At 73.8% G+C, this 19,382-nt stretch carries 14 protein-coding genes; 1 reads left to right on the forward strand and 13 read right to left on the reverse strand.

The window, feature by feature from the left end; all coding sequences use genetic code 11:
- Nucleotides 1-19: 19 nt before the first annotated feature.
- Complete coding sequence (locus O7627_RS27975) at nt 20-1,024, reverse strand: 1-acyl-sn-glycerol-3-phosphate acyltransferase (protein ID WP_278096449.1); 1,005 nt, start codon at nt 1,022-1,024, stop codon at nt 20-22.
- Entirely contained in the window at nt 1,024-1,860 is an 837-nt protein-coding gene (locus O7627_RS27980) for a patatin-like phospholipase family protein (RefSeq protein ID WP_278098461.1), read from the reverse strand. The genes O7627_RS27975 and O7627_RS27980 overlap by 1 nt, the downstream gene beginning before the upstream one ends.
- 413 nt (nt 1,861-2,273) lie before the next feature.
- Between O7627_RS27980 and O7627_RS27985 the strand changes: the two genes are divergently transcribed.
- Complete coding sequence (locus O7627_RS27985) at nt 2,274-3,965, forward strand: serine/threonine-protein kinase (RefSeq protein WP_278096450.1); 1,692 nt, start codon at nt 2,274-2,276, stop codon at nt 3,963-3,965.
- Nucleotides 3,966-4,023: 58 nt separating this feature from the next.
- Here the strand turns inward: O7627_RS27985 and O7627_RS27990 are convergent, their stop codons facing one another.
- The 11 genes from O7627_RS27990 to O7627_RS28040 form a co-directional block, all read right to left on the reverse strand.
- Entirely contained in the window at nt 4,024-5,556 is a 1,533-nt protein-coding gene (locus tag O7627_RS27990; protein WP_278096451.1) for a cellulose binding domain-containing protein, read from the reverse strand.
- Nucleotides 5,557-5,676: 120 nt separating this feature from the next.
- Entirely contained in the window at nt 5,677-6,999 is a 1,323-nt protein-coding gene (locus O7627_RS27995; RefSeq protein WP_278096452.1) for an ABC transporter ATP-binding protein, read from the reverse strand.
- Nucleotides 7,000-7,045: 46 nt separating this feature from the next.
- Nucleotides 7,046-8,053 carry a hypothetical protein gene (locus tag O7627_RS28000; protein WP_278096453.1) on the reverse strand — a complete coding sequence of 336 codons (1,008 nt, stop codon included), beginning with the start codon at nt 8,051-8,053 and terminating at the stop codon, nt 7,046-7,048.
- A gap of 76 nt (nt 8,054-8,129) precedes the next feature.
- Complete coding sequence (locus tag O7627_RS28005) at nt 8,130-8,345, reverse strand: hypothetical protein (protein WP_278096454.1); 216 nt, start codon at nt 8,343-8,345, stop codon at nt 8,130-8,132.
- An 11-nt stretch (nt 8,346-8,356) separates the two neighbouring features.
- Nucleotides 8,357-11,848 carry a cyclic nucleotide-binding protein gene (locus O7627_RS28010; protein ID WP_278096455.1) on the reverse strand — a complete coding sequence of 1,164 codons (3,492 nt, stop codon included), beginning with the start codon at nt 11,846-11,848 and terminating at the stop codon, nt 8,357-8,359.
- Between the two features lie 164 nt (nt 11,849-12,012).
- Nucleotides 12,013-13,104 carry a glycosyltransferase family 4 protein gene (locus tag O7627_RS28015; RefSeq protein ID WP_278098462.1) on the reverse strand — a complete coding sequence of 364 codons (1,092 nt, stop codon included), beginning with the start codon at nt 13,102-13,104 and terminating at the stop codon, nt 12,013-12,015.
- A 273-nt stretch (nt 13,105-13,377) separates the two neighbouring features.
- Nucleotides 13,378-15,024, reverse strand: a complete 1,647-nt coding sequence (locus O7627_RS28020; protein ID WP_278096456.1) for a trypsin-like peptidase domain-containing protein — start codon at nt 15,022-15,024, stop codon at nt 13,378-13,380.
- 63 nt (nt 15,025-15,087) lie between these two features.
- Nucleotides 15,088-16,638, reverse strand: a complete 1,551-nt coding sequence (locus tag O7627_RS28025; protein WP_278096457.1) for a HAMP domain-containing sensor histidine kinase — start codon at nt 16,636-16,638, stop codon at nt 15,088-15,090.
- A gap of 8 nt (nt 16,639-16,646) precedes the next feature.
- Nucleotides 16,647-17,348: a response regulator transcription factor gene (locus O7627_RS28030; RefSeq protein WP_278096458.1), complete on the reverse strand. Its 702-nt coding sequence runs from the start codon at nt 17,346-17,348 to the stop codon at nt 16,647-16,649.
- A gap of 77 nt (nt 17,349-17,425) precedes the next feature.
- Entirely contained in the window at nt 17,426-18,325 is a 900-nt protein-coding gene (locus tag O7627_RS28035) for a lysophospholipid acyltransferase family protein (protein WP_347404721.1), read from the reverse strand.
- Nucleotides 18,326-18,558: 233 nt separating this feature from the next.
- Nucleotides 18,559-19,362: a GNAT family N-acyltransferase gene (locus O7627_RS28040; protein ID WP_278096460.1), complete on the reverse strand. Its 804-nt coding sequence runs from the start codon at nt 19,360-19,362 to the stop codon at nt 18,559-18,561.
- Between the last annotated feature and the right edge of the window lie 20 nt (nt 19,363-19,382).

Genomic DNA, 19,382 nt, shown 5'->3' on the forward strand with positions numbered 1-19,382 from the left:
CCCTACTGCCTGGCCGACCTCAGCGGTGTTCGTCGACCCATCGATCGATTCGCGCCCACCAGTCGAAGAGCCAGTCGATGCGTTCCTGCCGGCCGGTCGGCACCTCCTCCGGTGGCACGGACCAGAACCGCATCACGATCCGCTTGTCCATCGGTAGTTCTCGCCAGATGTCGACGGCGGTGAGCATCCGGTCCAGGCCGGTGTGGGCGACGAAGATGACCCCGGCGTCGGGCGCGGCGTCCAACGCGGCGAGCACCCCACCGGGGCGCGGCGCGAGGACGTGCCGCATGGATTCGGCCTTGGCCGCCATCCGCTCCAGCCCGAGGGCGCGCAGCCGCTCGATTCCCCGGGCCCGGCGGCCGGGGGTGAAGTTGCCGCCCTCGGGGAAGATCACGAAGGCGTCGTTGTGGTCGAGGCCGGTCGCCAGGTGCCCGATCTGTTCGGTCACCGACTCCTGCCGGTCGTCGGGCGGGGCGATGAAACGGTTCGGGAGCCGGTTCAGCAGGACGTCGATCGCCGGGTCCCACTGCAGGGTGTCCTTGAGGACGATCCGGGGTTCCCGGTCGAACCAGTTGACCAGGGCGTGGATCAGGATGAACGAGTCGCCCGGTCCGGCGTGTCGGCTGAGCACCAGCTCCGGCCGGCCGGGCAGCGCGGTGTCGGGGTCGGTGCCGACCACGTCGATGCGCAGCCGCAGCGTCCAGCGGGCCTGCCAGAACAGGAAGGTGAGCCACCAGCCGGCGAGCACGTAGTGCGCCCGTTGCACGGCCGGCGCGCGTTTCTTCCAGCCGAAGCCGCTCGCCACCCAGAGTCCGAAGAGCGCGACCAGGGCGGCGGCGTCCCAGAGCAGATAGATGATCAACAGCCACAGCACCCGCAGCGGGCGCAGGTAGCCGGGCACGAATGGCGAGGCCGCGGCGGCGATCACCAGCCAGAGCGGGATTGTCGACACCACGAGCACCGCGAGCACGATGATCCCCGGGGCGAGGATGAGCCGACGCAGCCACCTGGGCGGAAGCGGCATCAGGCACCCTCCACCCGGTCCGCGAGGTAGCGGCGGGAGGCGACGTAGGCGCGGCTGATCCGCCGGCCGATGGCTGCCATGTCCCGGTACGCCCACGGGCTGTCGTCGCGCGGGTCGAGCCCCCCGGTCGGTAGCACGTGCACCTCGACGTCGGCCGGCAGCGCCGCCAGCTCCCGGGCGAACCGGTGCCGGCGGGCGATCTCGAACGCGACCTGCGCGATTTCCCAGGGCCGCCGGGGCGGCGTCAGCGGCCGTTCGATCCGGCCCACCTGGAGTACGAAGATCTGGCCGGCGCCGCGATCGACCGCCGCGCCGATCGGGATGGAGTTGACGATCCCGCCGTCGATGAAGTGCTCTCCGTCGATCTGGGCCGGTGGGAGCAGGCCGGGCACCGAGGCCGAGGCGAGCACCGCCGGCACCAGCGGGCCGTCGCTGAACCAGTGCTCGGCGGCGCGTTCGATGCTTGCCGCACAGCAGTGGAACGGCACCTTGAGGTCCGCGAAGGTGGTGTGCTCGCCGAGTTCGGTCTCCAGCAGCCGGCGCAGCGGGCGCGGCGAGTGCAGGTGGGTACGGGCGGCGAACCGGCGGAGTTGGCGGGCGACCGAGTCGCCGTACACCTCGCTGGCCTCGGGCGAGGCCCAGAGCCGGACCAGCCGGTTGGTGACCGCCTCGGTCGGGTCGGCGGCGACCAGGGCGCCGTTCACCGCCCCGATGGAGGTGCCGAGCACCAGATCGGGGCGGATGCCGGCGCGGAACAGCGCACGCAGCATCCCGACCTCGACGGCGCCGAGCACCCCACCGCCACCGAGGACGAACGCCACCGGGCCGCCGACCATGCCCTTCATCCTGGCATGCCCCCGGTAGTAACCCACCCGCCCTCCCGCGCCCGCGGCCGTAACCCGACCACCCAGATCAAGATCCACAGGACATCCAGCACGCCCTGAGCCCAATTCGCCTGCCAGATGTCCTGAGGATCTTGGAGAATCCCCTGATCAGGTGAGGGAAAGTCCCGTTCCGGCGGTGCATTGCGGGACCTTCCATCATTTGATCAACGGGTGTCGTCCCGAGTGGACGGATGGGCCGACGGGGGCGCGCCCCGTCGATTCGATGACGGTCAGTTGCTTCATGATCGCTGGATGGAGTGTCCGGATAAGCGGCAATTGCTCCGGGCGTTAACCAGCCGTTGACAGGAGGTTGTCATTCGCGGAGCCTGATACGACCCCTCCACTCTCAGGCAGGTGCGAACACGATGGCATCTCTGCACGCGGGCGCCCTGCTCGCCCGCAGGTACCGTCTCATCGATCAGATCGGCGCCGGTGGCATGTCCGTCATCTGGCGGGCCCGCGACGAGGTGCTCGACCGGGTCGTGGCGATCAAGGTGCTCGCCGCCTCGCTGGCGGCCGACGCCAAATTCCGCGAGATGGTACGCGAGGAGGCCCGCGCCGCCGCGCAGCTCGTCCACCCGCACGTGACCTCGGTGCACGACTACGGCGAGACGGTCGCACCGGACGGCAGCGTGACCGCGTTCGTGGTGATGGAGCTGCTCGCCGGGGAGGAGTTGGAGGCCCGCCTCACCGCCGGCCCGCTGCCCTGGCCGGAGGCCGTCGAGATCTGCGCCCAGGTGGCCGAGGCGCTGGCCGCAGCGCACCGGCTCGGCATCGTGCACCGCGACATCACCCCGGCCAACATCATGATGACCTCGGTCGGCGCCAAGGTGCTCGACTTCGGCATCGCCACCCACGTCGGGGCGCCGGACGAGGACGAGGACGGCGAGACCTTCGGCACCCCGGCGTACGTCGCGCCGGAGCGGCTGGACGGCACCCCGGCGCAGCCCGCCACCGACATCTACTCGCTCGGCGTTCTCCTCTACGAGACCCTCACCGGTCGGGTTCCGTTCCCCGCCACGACCTGGGAGGACCTCACCGACGCGCTGGCCGACGAGGCGCAGCCACCACCGCTGGAGGGCGTACCGAATCTGCCGCTGGTGGTCTCCGACATCTGCATGCGCTGCCTGGCCCGGGACCCGTACGCCCGCCCGACCGCGCACCAGGTGGGGTTGGCGCTGCGCGGCCAGTTGCAGCCGGCCGACCCGCAGGCCGCCACCATGCTCTCGCCGACCGTCACCCTGCCAGCCATCGTGGCCGCCACGGGCGCAGCCGCACCGGAACCGGAGTCCTCGCCGGAGCCCGGGGCCGAAACCGGCGCACCGGCCCTGCCGGTCGGGGCCGGCGCCGCTGCCGCACGGGTCGGGGCCGACCGGGAGGCCGCACCGGTCGGGGCCGACGCCGCTGCCGCACCGATCGGGGCCGGCGGGGCGGAGACACCGGCGGATCCCGCTGCCCACCAGGCCGCTGCCCACCAGGCCGACGGGCGGCCGGACGGCGGTAGCGGGGTGGCACCGGCCCACCGGCATGACTCGCGGTCGGCCGGCGGTTGGTCTCCGGCCCGGACCGCCGCGCTGGCCGCGATCGCCGTCATCACGCTCACCACGCTGGCCCTGGTCGCTTCCTCGCTCGGCGAGCCGCGGACCGAGCCGCGCACCCTGCCGACCGCCGGTGGGCCGCCCAGCGATCTGGACACCGTCGAGCCGGACCGGCAGCAACCGGCGCCGTCGCCCAGCTCGATGCCGTTCCGGACCGCCGGCACGCCCGCCCCGACCGCGGCCGCCTCCCCGACGGTGAGCGAGGCGGTGGCCCGCCTGGATCAGGTCATCGACGACGGCCTCGCCTCCGACGACATCGAGGACCACGTCGCGACCGACCTGCGCAACTACGTCCGCAACCTGCGCGACGCCCTGGTCTCCGGCCCGGTGGACCTGGCGGCCCGATCCCAGGAGCTGCGGGACAAGGTCGCGGTCCGCGCCAACGAGGGCACGATAAGCCGGGCGTACGCCAGTGAGCTGGACGCCGCGCTCGTCCAGCTCTCCACCGCTGTCGTCTGAGGACCACCCCCGCCGGGACGGGACGGCCGTCGCCGTTGACGGCCGCCCGCCGGCCGGGTCAGGGTAGGGCGTTCAGGAACGGCCGGTGGCTGTTGCGGAACTCCCACCCGTAGTAGCGATCCCAGTTGATCGACCAGGTCATCAGGCCGCGCAGGTTCGGGTTGGTCCCGCTGCGCGGGGTGTAGCCGGCACAGCCGGTGCCGCGGACCAGGCAGGTGAGGGCGGCCTGGACACCCGCCGGTGCCACGTACCCGTTGCCGGCGCTGACGGCGGCCGGCGCGCCGAACGCCACCTGCTCCTCGCGCAGCGCGGGAAAGACGTTGCCGGCGTTGCCGGCCACCGGGAAGCCGGCCAGCAGCATGTCGGTCATCGCGATGTGGAAGTCCGCGCCGCCCATGGTGTGGTACTGGTTGTCCAGGCCCATGATCGGCCCGGAGTTGTAGTTCTGGACGTGCAGCACGGTCAGGTCGTCCCGCAGCGCGTGAATCACCGGCAGGTACGCGCCGGCCCGCGGGTCCTGCCCGCCGAACGGCCCCGATCCGTAGTACTGGTAGCCGAGCTGCACGAAGAAGGTCTCCGGCGCCATGGTGAGGACGAAGCGGGAGCCGTACCGCTGCCTGAGCGCGCGGACCGCGGAGATCAGGTTGACGATTGTCGGCGTGGTCGGGTTGCGGAAGTCGGTGTCGCCGGGGTTGAGCGACAGGGAGTGGCCCTCGAAGTCGATGTCCAGCCCGTCCAGGCCGTACCGGTCGATGATCGCGGCCACGGAGCGGACGAAGGCGTCCCGGGCGGCGGTGCTGGCGAGCTGGACCTGACCGTTCTGCCCGCCGATGCTGATCAGCACCTTCCCGCCCCGTTGCTGCCGGGCCCGGATGGCGGCGGTGAACTCCGCCTCGGTCTCCACGTTGGGGCACTCGCTGACCGGGCAGAGGCTGAACCGGATGTCGCCGGAGGTGACGGTGGTCGGCTCGCCGAAGGCGATGTTGACGATGTCCCAGTCGGCCGGCACGTCGGCCATCCGCAGGTAGCCCGATCCGTTGGCGAAGCTGGCGTGCAGGTAGCCGATCAGCGCGTGTCTCGGCAGCCCGGAGGCCGGCGGCGGAGTGGTCGGTGGATTCGTCGTCGGTGGGACGGTGGTGGGTGGGGCGGTGGTCGGCGGGGTCGTCGTCGGCGGGGGCGTGGTCGGCGGCTGACCGCCCGCGCAGGCGGCTCCGTTCACCACACAGTTCGCCGGCAGTCCCGGACCCGACCCCAGGAACCCGAACGAAACCGACCCGCCGACCGGCACCGTCCCGTTCCAGGACCGGTTCGAGAAGGTGTAGCGGTTACCCGAGACCGCCAGCGTGGCGTCCCAGTACGAACTGATCGTCGATCCGGCCGGCAGGTCGAACGCCACGGTCCAGGACGGGAGCGCGGACGGCCCGCCGTTGGACACCGTCAGCCGCCCCTCCCACCCCGAACCCCAGTCCGCGGTCCGGACGAACGTCGCCGACGGGCCGGCCGCGGATGCCGGGGTGGCCAGCCAACCCACCAGCACCGCCGCCAGCACTCCGACCAGTGTCGAACTGAGTAACCGCGACCGACGTCCCATCCCAACCTCCGCCCAGCAACCCCCGTCATCGACAGATCCCCAATTATTAGGACTGTTAACTGTTTCTGTCCAGACCTCGGCCGGGACCGCCGGTCACCCGCGATCAGTGCCCCCGGTCGGTCACTGTCTGATCCGGTCACCCGACCGGTCGAAGAGCAGCAGCCGGTCCAGATCGACCGCGAGCGCCATCGGCTCGCCGATCCGGGGCATCGCCAGCGCCGGCACCCGGACCACCAGATCCGAGGAGAGCGGCGGCTCGTCGGAGAGCTCCGGGTCGTAGACCGGGTAGAAGCCGTACTCGGTGCGGGCGGTGGCCGGCGGGGCCGGGTGGCGGGCCGACGGCAGCATCCGCGCCAGGGTGTGCCGGACCGGGTGCCCCGGCGGCAGCTCCTCGGCGAGCAGTTCGGACAGGTGCTGGCCGGCCTCCGGATGCTCCAGCCGGGACTCGGCCAGCGAGGTCGGGACACTCCCGGTGTCCAGCCGGACCAACGCCTCGTGCCCGAGGTTCTCCACGAACCGGACCGTGCCCCGCAGTACCGGGCCGGGCGTCGAATCCGGCACCGGCGTCAGCGCGTCGGCCCGCAGCGCCACGGTGACCCGCTCGGTGTGCCGCTCCACCAGCCGCCGGCCCCTCGGGTCGCCCGCCGGGAACTCGATCACCTGGCTGCCGAGGTCCACCAGGACCCGGCCGGCGTCCGCGTAGATCGCGCCCTGAAACAGGTTCGTCCTCGGCGTACCGAGGAAGGCCGCCACGAACACCGTGGCCGGATCCCCGTACACCTCGCTGGGCGGGCCGATCTGCTGCAGCACCCCCCGGCGCAGCACCGCCACCCGGTCGGCCATCGTCATCGCCTCGACCTGGTCGTGGGTGACGTAGAGCGTGGTCACGGCCAACCGCCGCGCCAGGGCCGCCACCTCAGTCCGCAGCTCCGCCCGCAACCCGGCGTCCAGGTTGGACAGTGGCTCGTCGAGCAGGAAGGCGTCGGGCTTCCGGACGATCGCCCGGGCCATCGCCACCCGCTGCCGCTGCCCGCCGGAGAGGTGGCTCGGCATCCGGTGCAGCAGGTCGGTGATCCCGAGCTGCTCGGCGACCTCGGTCACCCGGTCCGGGCCGGCGGCCACCGCCGCCGGGGCCAGCCGGACCGGAAACCCGATGTTCTGAGCCACCGTCAGGTGCGGGTAGAGCGCGTAGTCCTGGAAGACCATCGCCACCCGCCGGTCCCGTACCGAGGTGTCGTCGACGACCCGGCCGTCGAGCAGAACATGCCCGCTGGTCGGATCCTCCAGACCCGCGACCAGGCGCAGGATCGTCGACTTCCCGCAGCCCGTCGGCCCGAGCAGCGCCACGAACTCGCCGGACGAGACCTCGATGCTCACCTCGTCGACCGCGACCGTGCCGTCATCGAAGACCTTCGTCAGCCGGTCGGTGGCGATGCTGACCACGACGACCACCTCCTGACCACATGGTCAGGGTTGCGGCCTGATATGGCTAGGCCCCGGTCGATCTGTCCATCCAACCGTCACCGTCGTCGTCGTACATGCGCCGCTCGAAGACCCCGTCGCCGTCCCGGTCGTACTCGCTGATGTCGACAAGCCCGTCGGCGTCCAGGTCGTGCCCCACGAAGTCGACCCGCCCGTCGCCGTCCCGGTCGACCAGGATGTCCACCCCGCCGTCGGCGCGGCCGCGCAGGTCGTGCCGGTCCCACCTGCCGTCGCCGTCGGCGTCGACCCGGGTCCGGTAACCATCGGGAACGACCGGGTCGGGCGGCGCGACCGGTGGCACCACCACGGGCGCCTCGGCCGGGCCGAGCCCCGGCTCCGAACCGGCCAGCACGCCGGCCAGCCCGTTGCCGACCGGCCCGGGAGCGGCCGCCGCCCCCAGCGGCTCGGCCAACCCACCCGGGAACGCCCCGGCCGCCGGCCCGCCGGAACCCGCCGCGCCCGCCGCCGGCGGCGCCGCCGGCCCGATGCCCTGGATCGGCTCGGTACGCGAACCGATGCCCTGGATCGGGTCGCGCGGCCCGATCCCGGCCACCCCGTCGTCGGCCGGCCCCATCCCGGCGATTCCGGCAGAGCCAGCCGGCCCCATCCCGGCCACCCCGGCAGAACCGGCCGGCCCCATCCCCGCAGAGCCAGCCGGGCCCGTCCCGGCCACCCCGGCGGAGCCGGCCGGGCCGAGACCCGAGCGGCCGACCTCGGCCGAACCAGGGCCGGCGCCGGCCGTGCCGCCGCTGCCGTCGCCCGGCTCGAAGAGGCCGGGCAGCGCCCCGGCCAGACCGGTCAGGGGCGAGAGCATGCCGAACAGGCTGGACTGGTTGGCGCGTACCTCGACGCCGCTCTGCCCACCCGGGTCGCCACCGACCTGGGTGTGCAGCAGCGCCACCTCGTCCGGGTCGAGCTGGTAGCCGGCGAGCGTGCCGGCCGGGTCGGCGGCGAGCGCGGCGGCGAACGCCGGCTCGGCGAGCAGCCGCTCCAGGACCGCGTCGAAGTCGCTCATCGTCAGGCTCCCCCGCCGGCTGGCTCGACGTCGGGCCGGCGCACCTACAGGTTAGCCCGGACCGGCGAGACCATCGTCAATCCAGCTCCGGCATTGGTACGGGCTGCGGGCGCGGGCGGCAGGTACCGCACTGCAACGCGTCCTCCACCACCAGTCCCTCGGCCCGGGACCGGCGCTCCGACCGGTGCACCTGCAACAGGTACGGGCCGAACTTGGCGTGATCCTCGCAGAGCCCGCGCCCACAGAACCGGCAGCCACCCCGCGCCGCCTTCGGACAGAACCAACAGAGCACCTAGTCACTCCTCAGGAAACTTCAACCGTTCTACACGGATCGACGGCAATCGGGGAACCCTGGATCTGCGAGGTGGCGCCATCGCTGTCGGTCGCGGTGACCACAATCTGCAGGGTGCCACCATCGTTCGATCGGCCCGGGTAGGGAACCGGCCCGATCGAGCCGTAGTAGTTCCCGTCCGGCGACATCCGGTCCGAGCCGCCGGCGAACCCGCTCCACCGCACCGTGACCGTCAGCCCGTCGCCGCTGTCCCGATCGTCCTGCACGTTCACCACCGGGAACGCCTGAGTCCGGAAGTTCGACTGGCACGGCTCGCCATCGATCTCCTGGGCGATCGTCCCACCCGGGTCCGTGACCCACCGGATCACCGGAGCCCGGTTGGTCGGCGTCGGACTGCCGCTCGGGCTCGGCGTGGCGGTTGGGCTCGGGGACGAGGACGGGGAGGTTGGCGGGCCGGTGGTCTGGCCGGGCGTACCCGGGGTGCCGGGACCGCCCGGATCGCCGGGACCACCGGGGTTGCCCGGACCGCCGGGCGGGACGGCCGGGTCGTTCGGCACCAGGCCCGGGAACGGACCCGTCGGCCGGGTCGGGCCGGGGCTGGCCGACGGCGTCGGCGACGGGCCGGGCGGCGACGCGGTCGGCACCGTGCCCGGGACCAGCGTCGCCGGCCCCGTCGGGGCGGAACCGGTCGGTCCGGCGGCCACGCCGCCGCCGTCGCCGCAGTCCAACCGGACCTGCCGGGTGGGCTGACGGATCCCGTCCACTAGCACCTCACCCTCGGCGACCGCCACCCCGCCCGCCACCACGTACCGGGCCGCACCGGCGCTGGCCACCGTGCTGGTGTCCCGCTCGACGGTGAGCGCGATCGGGGCGAAGGCGCCGCTGGTGGCGTCCGTGTCGGCGACCAGCCGGCCGGTGTCCAGGGTGAGCCGACCGTTCGGGGCGACCGGCCGGTCACCGGAGCTCCAGAGCTGGCCCATCCCGAGTCGGGTGCCGGCGCAGAGCAGCGCCGACGAACCGCCGCGGAAGGTCAGCTCCCCGGTCGACCGGGGCGCCACCCGGACCCGGTCACCCTCGCCGACGTAGATCTTCCCGCCCGCGCGCAGCACCACCAGCCGCTCCCCGGTGACCACCTCGACCCGGCCCCGCTGCGAGGTCAGCAACGCCCGGTCGGCCGGCATCTCCGCCCAGGCCGGCGCCGGCACCAGGTTGGCGCCGGTGGCCAGCAACGCGAGCAGCAACAGCAGCAGCACCAGCCACCAGAGCCGGCGTTCGAACCCCCGGTCGACGCTGTCGTCCAGGCCGGGCGGGGGCGGCCCGGGCGGCGCGGCCAGCGGCGGGTAGTCGACGCCGGGGTGGACCCCCGCCGTCGGCGCGCCACCGGTCGAACCCGCCGCGGGCGGGGCGAGCAGGCCGCCGCCGGGGGCGCCGAAGAGCAGCGGCAGGCCGGACACCGCCGGCACCACCCAGAGCCGGACCGGGGTACGGGCCGTCGCGACGGCACCCGGCCCCACCTCCCCCATCGGCCCGATCATGGTGCCGCGCCGCAGCTCGGTGCCGTCCGGCAGGGCGACCACCCCGGATTCCACGATCACCGTGTCGCTGCCGGCCTCCAGCACCACCGGATCACCGGGCGCCAACGCCACCGGCCGGGCGGCGGCGATCAGCCCCATCCGGTCCTCGGCGCTCAACCCGTGCAGGGCCGGGGTCTCGGCGAAGAGCGCCTCGGCCTCGGCCCGGTCGGCGGGCGGCGGGCCGGGCAGCGGACCCACCGTGCTCACCACGACCGCCGACGGGATGGCCAGCAGGGTGGTACCGGCCGTGTGCCAGGAGAGCGTGGCCGGCGTACCGGTGAGGGCATTGGCCAGGCCCACGACGCCGCCGGCGCCGACCCGCTGCCGGACGATGCCGCCCGGGTCGCCCGGTCGGCGCCCCTCGACCGCGCCGTCGGCGACCAGGTAGACGGCCGGCTGCGCGGCCCCGGCGAAGACCAACGGCTGACCGGTACGTGGGCGCAGCCAGCTGGCCCGCGCGGCCAGCTCGGCGAGGGCCGGGCCCGGCAACCGGCCCAGCGGCGAGTGCCGCAGCACGGCGATCCGGCGGGGCAGGTCGGACTGCGACCGGCGCTCCGCCCAGTCCTGCCGGAACCGCTTGATCAGCGTGGCCAGCCAGCCGATCAGCAGATAGACCAGCGGGGCCGCCAGGCCGGCGATCACCGCGGCCAGCAGCAGCCGGGCCGGCCAGCCGGACCGCCACAGCCCGAGCACCAGCCCGGCGACCCGGTCGGTCCAGATCCGCCAGCCGAGGTTTACCGCGATCACCAGCCAGAGAACCGCGAGCGTGCCGTAGAGGGCGACCAGCCGGCCCTCCCGGTCCAGCTGCGCCCAGCGGGGTGGCCGGCGGCGCAGCCGGGCCAGCACGAAGGCCAGCCCGCGAGCCCGCAGGTTGGGGATCTCCAACCAGTCCATCAGCAGGTAGTAGCCGTCCAGGGCCAGGAACGGGTTCAGGTTGAACAGCGCGTTGAGATACCAGGCGAAGGCGAGCTTGAAGGCCCACGGCGCGGTCTCCGGCACCAGCACGCCGACGATCTGGGCCAGCCCGGCGAGGATCAGACCGGCCGCCGGTCCGGCCAGCGTGGCGAGCATCCGCGCCCGCCGGCCGGCCATCCAGACGTCGGTGGTGTCCACGAATACCGACGGAATGCCGAAGTAGACCAGGAATCCGGCCGCCGGCACCCGCCGCCCGGCGTGCCGGGTCGCCAAAGCGTGCCCCAGCTCGTGGCAGGCCAACGCCAGCACGTTGAGGCCGAGCAGGACGGCCGCGCCAGCGGTGTACGAGCCGTTGGTCAGGAACAGCGACTGCTCGGCCCGCCACCAGGTCCAGACGAACAGCCCCAGGCCGATCGCCACCACGGCGGCCAGCAGCGCCGCCGCGACCCGGGTGAACAGCAGCCGCCCGCCGGCCCGGTAGAGCAGGTCGACCAGGGGGTCGATGTTCGCCAGCACCATCCGCTGGCCCTTCGCGGCGGCCAGCAGCGTCCGGCCCAGCCGGACCGGCCACGGCCGGCGGTGCACCCGGTCCAGCCGGCGGAACGCGTCCACCGGCAACTCGGCGAGCATCCGGTTGCCGGCCAGGTCGGCGACGATCCGGGTCACCTGGTCCGGGGCGAGCCGGCCGGCGATCCGGGCGAAGTCGGCGACCAGCCGGGCCACCGTCCGGCTGCCGTCCATCAACTGGGCCAGCCGCCATTCCTCGACGGAGAGCCGCAGGTAGCAGGCGCCGCCCCGGTCGTCGGGCGAGCGGAGCATCACGTACGGGACGCCGCGTACCGAGACCAGCTCGGCCGACTCGATGCCGGGTCGCAGCACCGGCTTGGCCCGGGCCGGATTGAGCCGTTCGACGACGGCGTGCCACAGGCCCGGTTCGGCCGGGCCGAGCGGCTGGCCGGGCGCCCGACCGGCCAGCGCCTCCCACACACTGACCCGCGTTTCGACGACCGCCACTGTGTCCCGCCCCTCCGCACCTGATCGCAGCGATCAGCAGGCAGCACGCATGTGATCGCGGCATGCAGAGTAGGACGCGACGGCGGCGTGAGGCTAGTCCCGTTCCGGCAAACTGACAACGCTGCCCGTACCGAATGCCGTCAGGCTGGGCGTACCTAATGCCGTCAGCGGACGGCGCGGGCCGGCTGGGGCGACCGGTCGGCCGGCTCCTGCCGCGGCTGCGGACCCCGGTGCCCGGTAGCCCAGGCCCGGTAGACCGGCAGGTAGTTCTCGGCCATCCGGCGGGCCGAGAAGTTCCGCTCGACCTGGGCCACGCAGGCCGCCGGGTCGAGGTCGGTGACGGCCCGCAGGGCGGCCGGCAACTCCGCCGGGTCGTCGCAGATCAGCCCGGTCTCGCCGGGGCGGATCAGCTCCGGTACGGCGCCCCGCCGCAGCGCCACCACCGGGGTGCCGGTCCCCATCGCCTCCACCATCACCATGCCGAACGGCTCCTCCCACCGGATCGGCATGATCAGGCAGCGGGCCGCGAGCAGCAGCCGGAGGGAGGTGTCCCGGTCGGCGTTGCGGATCAGGGTCACATCCGGTCCGAGCATCGGTTCGATGACCTCGGCGAGGTGGCGCTGTTCGACCGCCTCGTCGCACTTGCCGACCAGCACCAGCGGCAGGCCGGCCTCGCGGCAGGCCCGGATCGCCAGCTCCGGCCCCTTGTCGGCACTGAACCGCGCCAGCCACACCACCGGGCCGGTGCCCGGCCGGGACTTGCGCGGCAGCCCGCCGGTCTGGATCCCGTTGTGGACGGTCGCGATCCACGGCACGTGGTCGGCGAGCCGGCGCTGCGCCTGCGAGATGGCGACCAGGCCGACCGACGGGTCGACGTCGCGCAGGATGTCGCCGAGTTCCCCGGTCGGGTTGCCGTGCACGGTGGCCACGGTGGGGACCGGCCGCTGCGGCGCCAGCAGCGGCCCGACCGTGGTGTGGTCGTGCACCACGTCGAACGACTCCGGGGTGAGCAGCGCGTTGACCCGGGCCAGGTGGGCCAGCTCCGGGAGCAGGTGGCCGAGTCGGTCGTTCTGCAGCTCGGGCGAGGTGGCGACGTAGCGGGCCCGGGTGCCGGACCACGATCCGGCGCCGAAGAGGGTCACCTCCTGGCCGAGTTCGACCAGGCCGTCGACGAGCGCCGCGCAGACCTGCTCCAACCCGCCGTAGCCGGGCGGCGGGACCTCGTACCAGGGCGGGACGATCATCGCGATCCGCATCGGTCGCGCGGGTCCCGGGTGTTCGGCCGAGTCGTCTCGGTCCGCTGGGATGTCGGTCACGAGCCTCCCCGATGGCCATCGGCGCGGTCCTGGTTCTGCCGATCGTCGCCCGACCCGGGGTGAGCGGCCCTCACCCGGTGGGGGTGAACCGGGCACGAGGGAGCGGCGGGCGGTGTGACCAACCCCCTTGGTCACACCGCCCGCCGCTGGAGGGAGGATGCGTCTTCCGGCTACGAAAGGGTCGCCGCCTCAAGTCTCGCGGGTGTCTCCCTGTTAGGACGTCTCAGCGAGCGTCACGGTTGCCGTCTTTTCGACTCCGTTTCGGGTGTAGGTCACCTCGACCCGGTCGCCCACCTTTCCGGCCTGCACGGCGGAGACGAGGTCGTTCGACTCGTTCACCGGCTGGTCGCCGAACCGGGTCACCACGTCGCCGCGCTGCAGGCCGGCCTGGGCGGCCGGACTGTCCGGGGTCACGTTGCCCACCACGGCCCCGCCCTCGGCGGAGGTGGTGACCTCGACCCCCAGGTACGGGTGGCTCACCTTCTCGCCGCGCTGCAACGTCTCGGCGACCGTCTTGGCCTTGTTGCTCGGGATGGCGAAGCCCACCCCGATGTTGCCGTTGCTCTGCCCGTCGGTGGCGATCGCGGTGTTGATGCCGATCACCTCGCCGCGGGTGTTGACGAGCGCGCCGCCGGAGTTGCCCGGATTGATCGGGGCGTCGGTCTGCAGCAGCCCGGAGATCGAGCTGGCACCCCGGCTCGGGTCGGACTGGTCGTTGCCGCCGGCCTGGATGGTGCGGTTCAGCGAGCTGATGATGCCGGCGGTCACCGAGCCCTGCAGCCCGAGCGGGCTGCCGAGGGCCAGGACGGTGTCGCCGACCCGCATGCCGTCGCTGTCGCCGAAGGTGGCCGGGGTCAGATCGCTCACCCCGTCGGCCTTGAGGACGGCCAGGTCGGTCTTCGGGTCGGTGCCGACGATCTCAGCGTTCGCCGACGTGCCGTCGGCGAAGATCAACCGGACGGTCTGGCCGTCGGCGCCGGCGACCACGTGGTTGTTGGTCAACACGAAGCCGTCCGCGGTGAGCACCACCCCGGAGCCCTCGCCGCTGCCGGTGTTCACCGAGAGCACGCTGTTCTCCACCGAGGCGGCGATGCCGGGCAGGTCGGCCTCGCTGATGATCGGCGCGGCGGTGAAGGTCCGGTTCCCGGAACCGCCCGGGTCGTCGAAGGCGAGCGCCACCACGCCGCCGGCGATGCCGGAGCCGGCCATCAGGACCAGGGCCGCGACGCCCAATGCCGCCGCCCGGCCGACCCGGCTCGGCCGGGCGGGTGGCTGGCCGCCGTCGAGCGGCCGGTGCCAGGGGTGCTGGCCGGCGGGGCCGGACTGCTGACCGGGGTAGCCGGGATAGCTCGGGTAACCGGCCTGCCCCGGGTACCCGGCGACCGGATAGCCGGCCTGCCCAGCCGCCGCCTGCTGGCCGGGGTGGCCCGGCTGCGCCTGGTGGCCGGGGTGGCCCGGCTGCGCCTGGTGGCCGGGGTGGCCCGGCTGGGTCTGATGGCCGGGGTGGCCCGGCTGCGCCTGGTGGCCGGCCGGTTGCTGGTTCGCCTGGGCGGCCGGCTGGTTCGCCGGGCCGGCCTGGTAGGGCGAGGTCGGTTGACCACCCGGATACGGGTACGGGCCACCGGCGTACTGGCCGGGGTGTCCGCCGTACTGCGGAGCTGCCTGCTGCGGTTCGCCGCCGGGCGTCGGATCACCCGGCCGGGCCGGCGGTGGGCTGCCGGCCGGCGGTGCCTGCCACGGGTTGGGCGGGTAGGGCCCGGCCGACCCACGGTCGGCGCTCGGCAGCTCGGCGGCGTGGTGCGGCTGCTCGGCGTCGGCGTTGGCCGGCGGCCGCTGCGGGTCGGTCTCGTACTCGTTCATGTCTATCAGCTTGCCCGGTCGCACTGCGTTGCGCCTGGGATTGGGCTGGAGGTTAGCTGTGAGTCAGACCGCTTCGTCGTCGGGCGGGGCAAGCGGCAGTTCGACCCGGAAGGTGGCTCCCCCGCCGGGTGTCTCGACGAACTGCACCGTGCCGTCGTGGGCCGCCACCAGCGCCGCGACGATGGCCAGCCCCAGCCCGGTGCTGGTGGCGCCGCCGGTGCCGTGCCGGGTCCGCGCCGCGTCGGCCCGGTAGAAGCGTTCGAAGACCCGCTCGGCCTGTTCGGCGGTGAGCCCCGGCCCGGTGTCGACCACCTCGATCACCGCCCGGTCGCCCGGCCCCCGGCTCAGCCGCAGGCTGACCGAGGCGCTGGCCGGGGTGTGGGTCAGCGCGTTGGTCATCAGGTTGCCGAGGATCTGGCGCAGCCGGGCGTCGTCGCCGAGCACCACGAGCGTTCCGGCGCCGGGTTGGACATCAAGGCTGACGTCCCGCTCGGGCGCGACCGCGCGGGCCGCCTCGACCGCCTCGGTGGCCAGCACCGGCAGCTCCACCGGCGCCAGCACCAGCGGGCGTTCCCGGTCCAGCCGGGCCAGCAGCAGCAGGTCCTCGACGAGCAGCCCCATCCGGGCGGCCTCGTCCTCGATCCGGCGCAGCAGCGGCGCGACCTGGTCCGGCCGGGACGCCGCCCCCTGCCGGTACAGCTCGGCGAAGCCCCGGATGGTGGTGAGCGGGGTGCGCAGCTCGTGCGAGGCGTCGGCGACGAACTGCCGCATCCGCTCCTCGGAGCGGCGGGCCCGCGACTCGGACGCCTGGGCGGCGATGGCGGCGTCGCGGGCGGCCATCTCCGCCGACCGGGCCGCGTACTCCGACGCCGCCCGGGCGGTGAAGGCGGCTTCGATCTGGTTGAGCATCGCGTTGAGCGCCCGCGACAGCCGGCCCAGCTCGGTTCTGGCCTCACCGTCGCTGGGCTCGGGGTCGGGCACCCGCCGGCTCAGGTCGCCCTCGGCGATGGCCGCCGCCGTCTGCTCGATCTCCACCAGCGGCCGGAGGCTGGTACGCACGATCGCCGCGCCCAGGGCGGCGAGGGTGACCATGACGGCGCTGCCGACCAGGATGTCGGCCCAGACCAGCCGGCGCACCGCCAGGTCGACATCGCCGAGGTGCTGCCCGACCGCGATGTAGTCCTGGTCGGCGACCTTGACGATGATCATCCGCCAGCGGAGCCGGCGGTCCTCGGAGTTGGTGGTGAACGCCTTGCCGTCGGCGTGCTCGCGGTACCACTCGGCGTCGTTGAGCCCGTCCGGCAGGCTGGTCGACGGCATCGCCTGGTCCCAGGCCCGGTCGAACTCGGGGGTGCCGGGCAGCAGGTCCACGTTGCCCCGGACGTAGACGTAGTCGGTCGGCATCAGGCCACCGGCGGCCTGGCTCGGGGTGGTCTTCATCGCCCGGTTCAGATAGCCGGACAGCTCCCCGTCGACCTTGTCGACCAGATAGCTGCGCAGGAAGAAGGTGGTGGTCACGCTGATCACCACCAGCGCGGCGGCCACCAGCACGAGCACCGCCGCGACCAGTTTGATCCGCAACGGGACGCTGCGGAGCCGGCCACTGAGCGGCACCGGCGAGATCATGCCGCCGGTTTGCGCAGGACGTACCCGACCCCGCGGAGGGTGTGGATCAGACGGGGCTGGCTGTTGTCGACCTTGCGCCGCAGGTAGGAGATGTAGGACTCGACGATGTTGTCGTCGCCCCGGAAGTCGTAGTTCCAGACGTGGTCGAGGATCTGCGCCTTGGAGAGCACCCGGTTGGCGTTGAGCATCAGGTAGCGCAGCAGCTTGAACTCGGTCGGCGAGAGCTGCACCCGCTGGCCGGCCCGGTGCACCTCGTGGGTCTCCTCGTCCAGCTCCAGGTCGGCGAAGGTCAGCCGGGACGGGGTCTGCTCGCCGGTGGCGGTGCGGCGCAGCACCGCCCGGATCCGGGCGGTCAGCTCCTCCAGGCTGAACGGCTTGGTGACGTAGTCGTCGCCGCCCAGGGTCAGTCCCCGGATCTTGTCGTCGGTCGCGTCCCGGGCGGTCAGGAACACCACCGGGGTACGGGTGCCGCCCTCCCGCAGCAGCCGGATCACCTCGAAGCCGTCCAGGTCGGGCAGCATCACGTCCAGGACGACCAGGTCGGGGCGGTGCCCCTTGGCCGCGCTGACGGCGGCGCTGCCGCTGGTCGCGGTGGCCACGTCGAACCCGGCGAAGCGCAGACTGGCGGAGAGCAACTCCAGGATATTCGGATCATCTTCGACGACAAGGAGGCGTGCCTCGGTCTGCGGTGCGGCCATGCCGCAATCATGCGGCTCCGCTCTGCGATCCGCCTTGGTAAACCCTGAGAACTCGCTGAGAGCTCCGCCGGGCGCGCTCAGGCGGCCAGTTCGAGCCCGGTCGCCGGATCCGCCGCCGACGCCGACGCCGCCGGGCCGGTGGCGGGGCCGGGCAGTGCCCCGGAGGTGGCGCGCGCGGGGCCGCGGGACCACCGGCGCCCGGCGGCCAGGCCGGGTCGGTGCACCAGCGACTCGGCGGCGCGGGCGAGTTGGCGGCGGTCGGCGCCGGCGTCCGAGCGCAGGGTCCCCGCCACGGTCAGCGAGATCACCAGGTCGCGGACCGCGAGCACCCGCCGTACCGAGGCCCAGAGGCTGTCCCGGCCCAGGAACGCGGCGGCGGTGGTCACCCCTGGCGCGGCACCGGCCCGGTACCGCACGGAGAGCGGTACCACCGGGGTGCCGGCGTCGATCGCCGCCTGGAACATCGCCGGCCGGAACCGGCCCATCCCGCCGCACCGGGCCGGCGTACCGCACCAGGTGGTCCCCTCGGGGAAGACCGCGACCACCCCGCCGGCCCGCAGCGCCGTCGCCACCTGGCCGACGGTCTCCGGCAGGCTGCGGGGGCGGTCCCGGCGGACGAAGATGGTGCCACCGGCGGCGGCCAGCGATCCGATCAGCGGCCAGCCCCGGACCTCCCGTTTGGCCAGCAGTTGGGTCGGGGCGCCGGCCAGCAGCGCCAGGACGTCGAGCCAGGAGACGTGGTTGGCGACCAGCAGCGCCCGGCGGTCGGGCAGCCGGCCGGCGACCCGCAGCCGCACCCCCAGGGCCGCGAGCACCGCCCGCGCCCAGAGCCGTCCGGCGGCGCGGCGGCCGGCGTCGGCCAACAGCGGGAGTACGGGCACCAGCAGCATGCCGAGCAGCAGGGTGCCGAGCAGCGCGACGAACCGGGCGACCTGCCGCCCGGCGGAGACCGTCGGGGTCCGCCCGGGACCCGGCAGGCAGTCGGGTCCACAGTCGGATTGCGGCTGCCAGAGCGATTCGGTCCGGCGCCCCGACGGCGCTCCGGCGGGTCGGACGGCCGGCGCGGGTCGGACGGCCGGCGCGGGTCGGGCAGCAGGCGCGGGTCGGGCAGCGGGCGCGGGTCGGGCGACCGGCGCGGGCCGGCGGGCCGGGGCCGTTTGCGGCGGGGTGGCCGAGGTGGGCCGGTTCGTGGTGGGGGTCGTCGGGCCGGTCATCCGGTCGCTCCCGGGTCGGCCGCGGCTTCGCCGAGGAAGTGCCGACGGTAACGCGGGTGCATCCGGTCCATCGAGAGCAGCACGTACAGGTCTGCCACGTCGAACTCCGGGTCGTACCCGGGCTCGCCGCACACCCAGGCCCCCAGCCGCAGGTAGCCGCGCAGCAGCGGCGGCATGGCCGCCCGACCGTTGACCGGCGGTGTCGCCGCGGCGGCGATCGCGGCCGGCTCGGCGAGCCACGGGCGGTGCGGGTGGACCCGCAGCGGCGGGGGGCAGAGGTTCTGCCGGGCCACTTCGTGCCAGACCGCCAGGGCGGTGGCACCGCCGTCGCGCAGCGGCACCGAGGCGCAACCACCGAGCCAGCGCAGCCCGCGCAGGTGCAGGTAGCGGGCGATGCCCGCCCACATCAGGTTGATCACGGCGCCGGAGCGGTGGGCCGGGTCGACGCAGGAGCGGCCGATCTCGACCAGGTCGTCGCGCAGCGGCGCCAGCCCCCGCAGGTCGAACTCGCCCTCGGCGTAGCGCCGGCCGACCCGGCCGACGCGCTGCGGTGGCAGCATCCGGTAGGTGCCGACCACCGCCCCGGTCCGGTCGTCGCGGACGATCAGGTGGTCGCAGTGTGGATCGAACTCGTCGGCGTCGAGTCCCGTGTCGGCGGTGGGGAGGTCAACGCCGAGTTCGGCGGCGAAGACCGCGTGGCGCAGCCGCTGCGCGGCGGCGACCTGCTCCGGGGTGTCCGCGATCAGCAGGGTGTAACCGCTGGTGCCGGCCGGTGCGGCGGCGGTGAGGAGAACGGCCATGGTCTCTGTGTAAGGTGACC

It is taken from the genome of Solwaraspora sp. WMMD1047 (assembly GCF_029626155.1).
Classification (GTDB): domain Bacteria; phylum Actinomycetota; class Actinomycetes; order Mycobacteriales; family Micromonosporaceae; genus WMMD1047.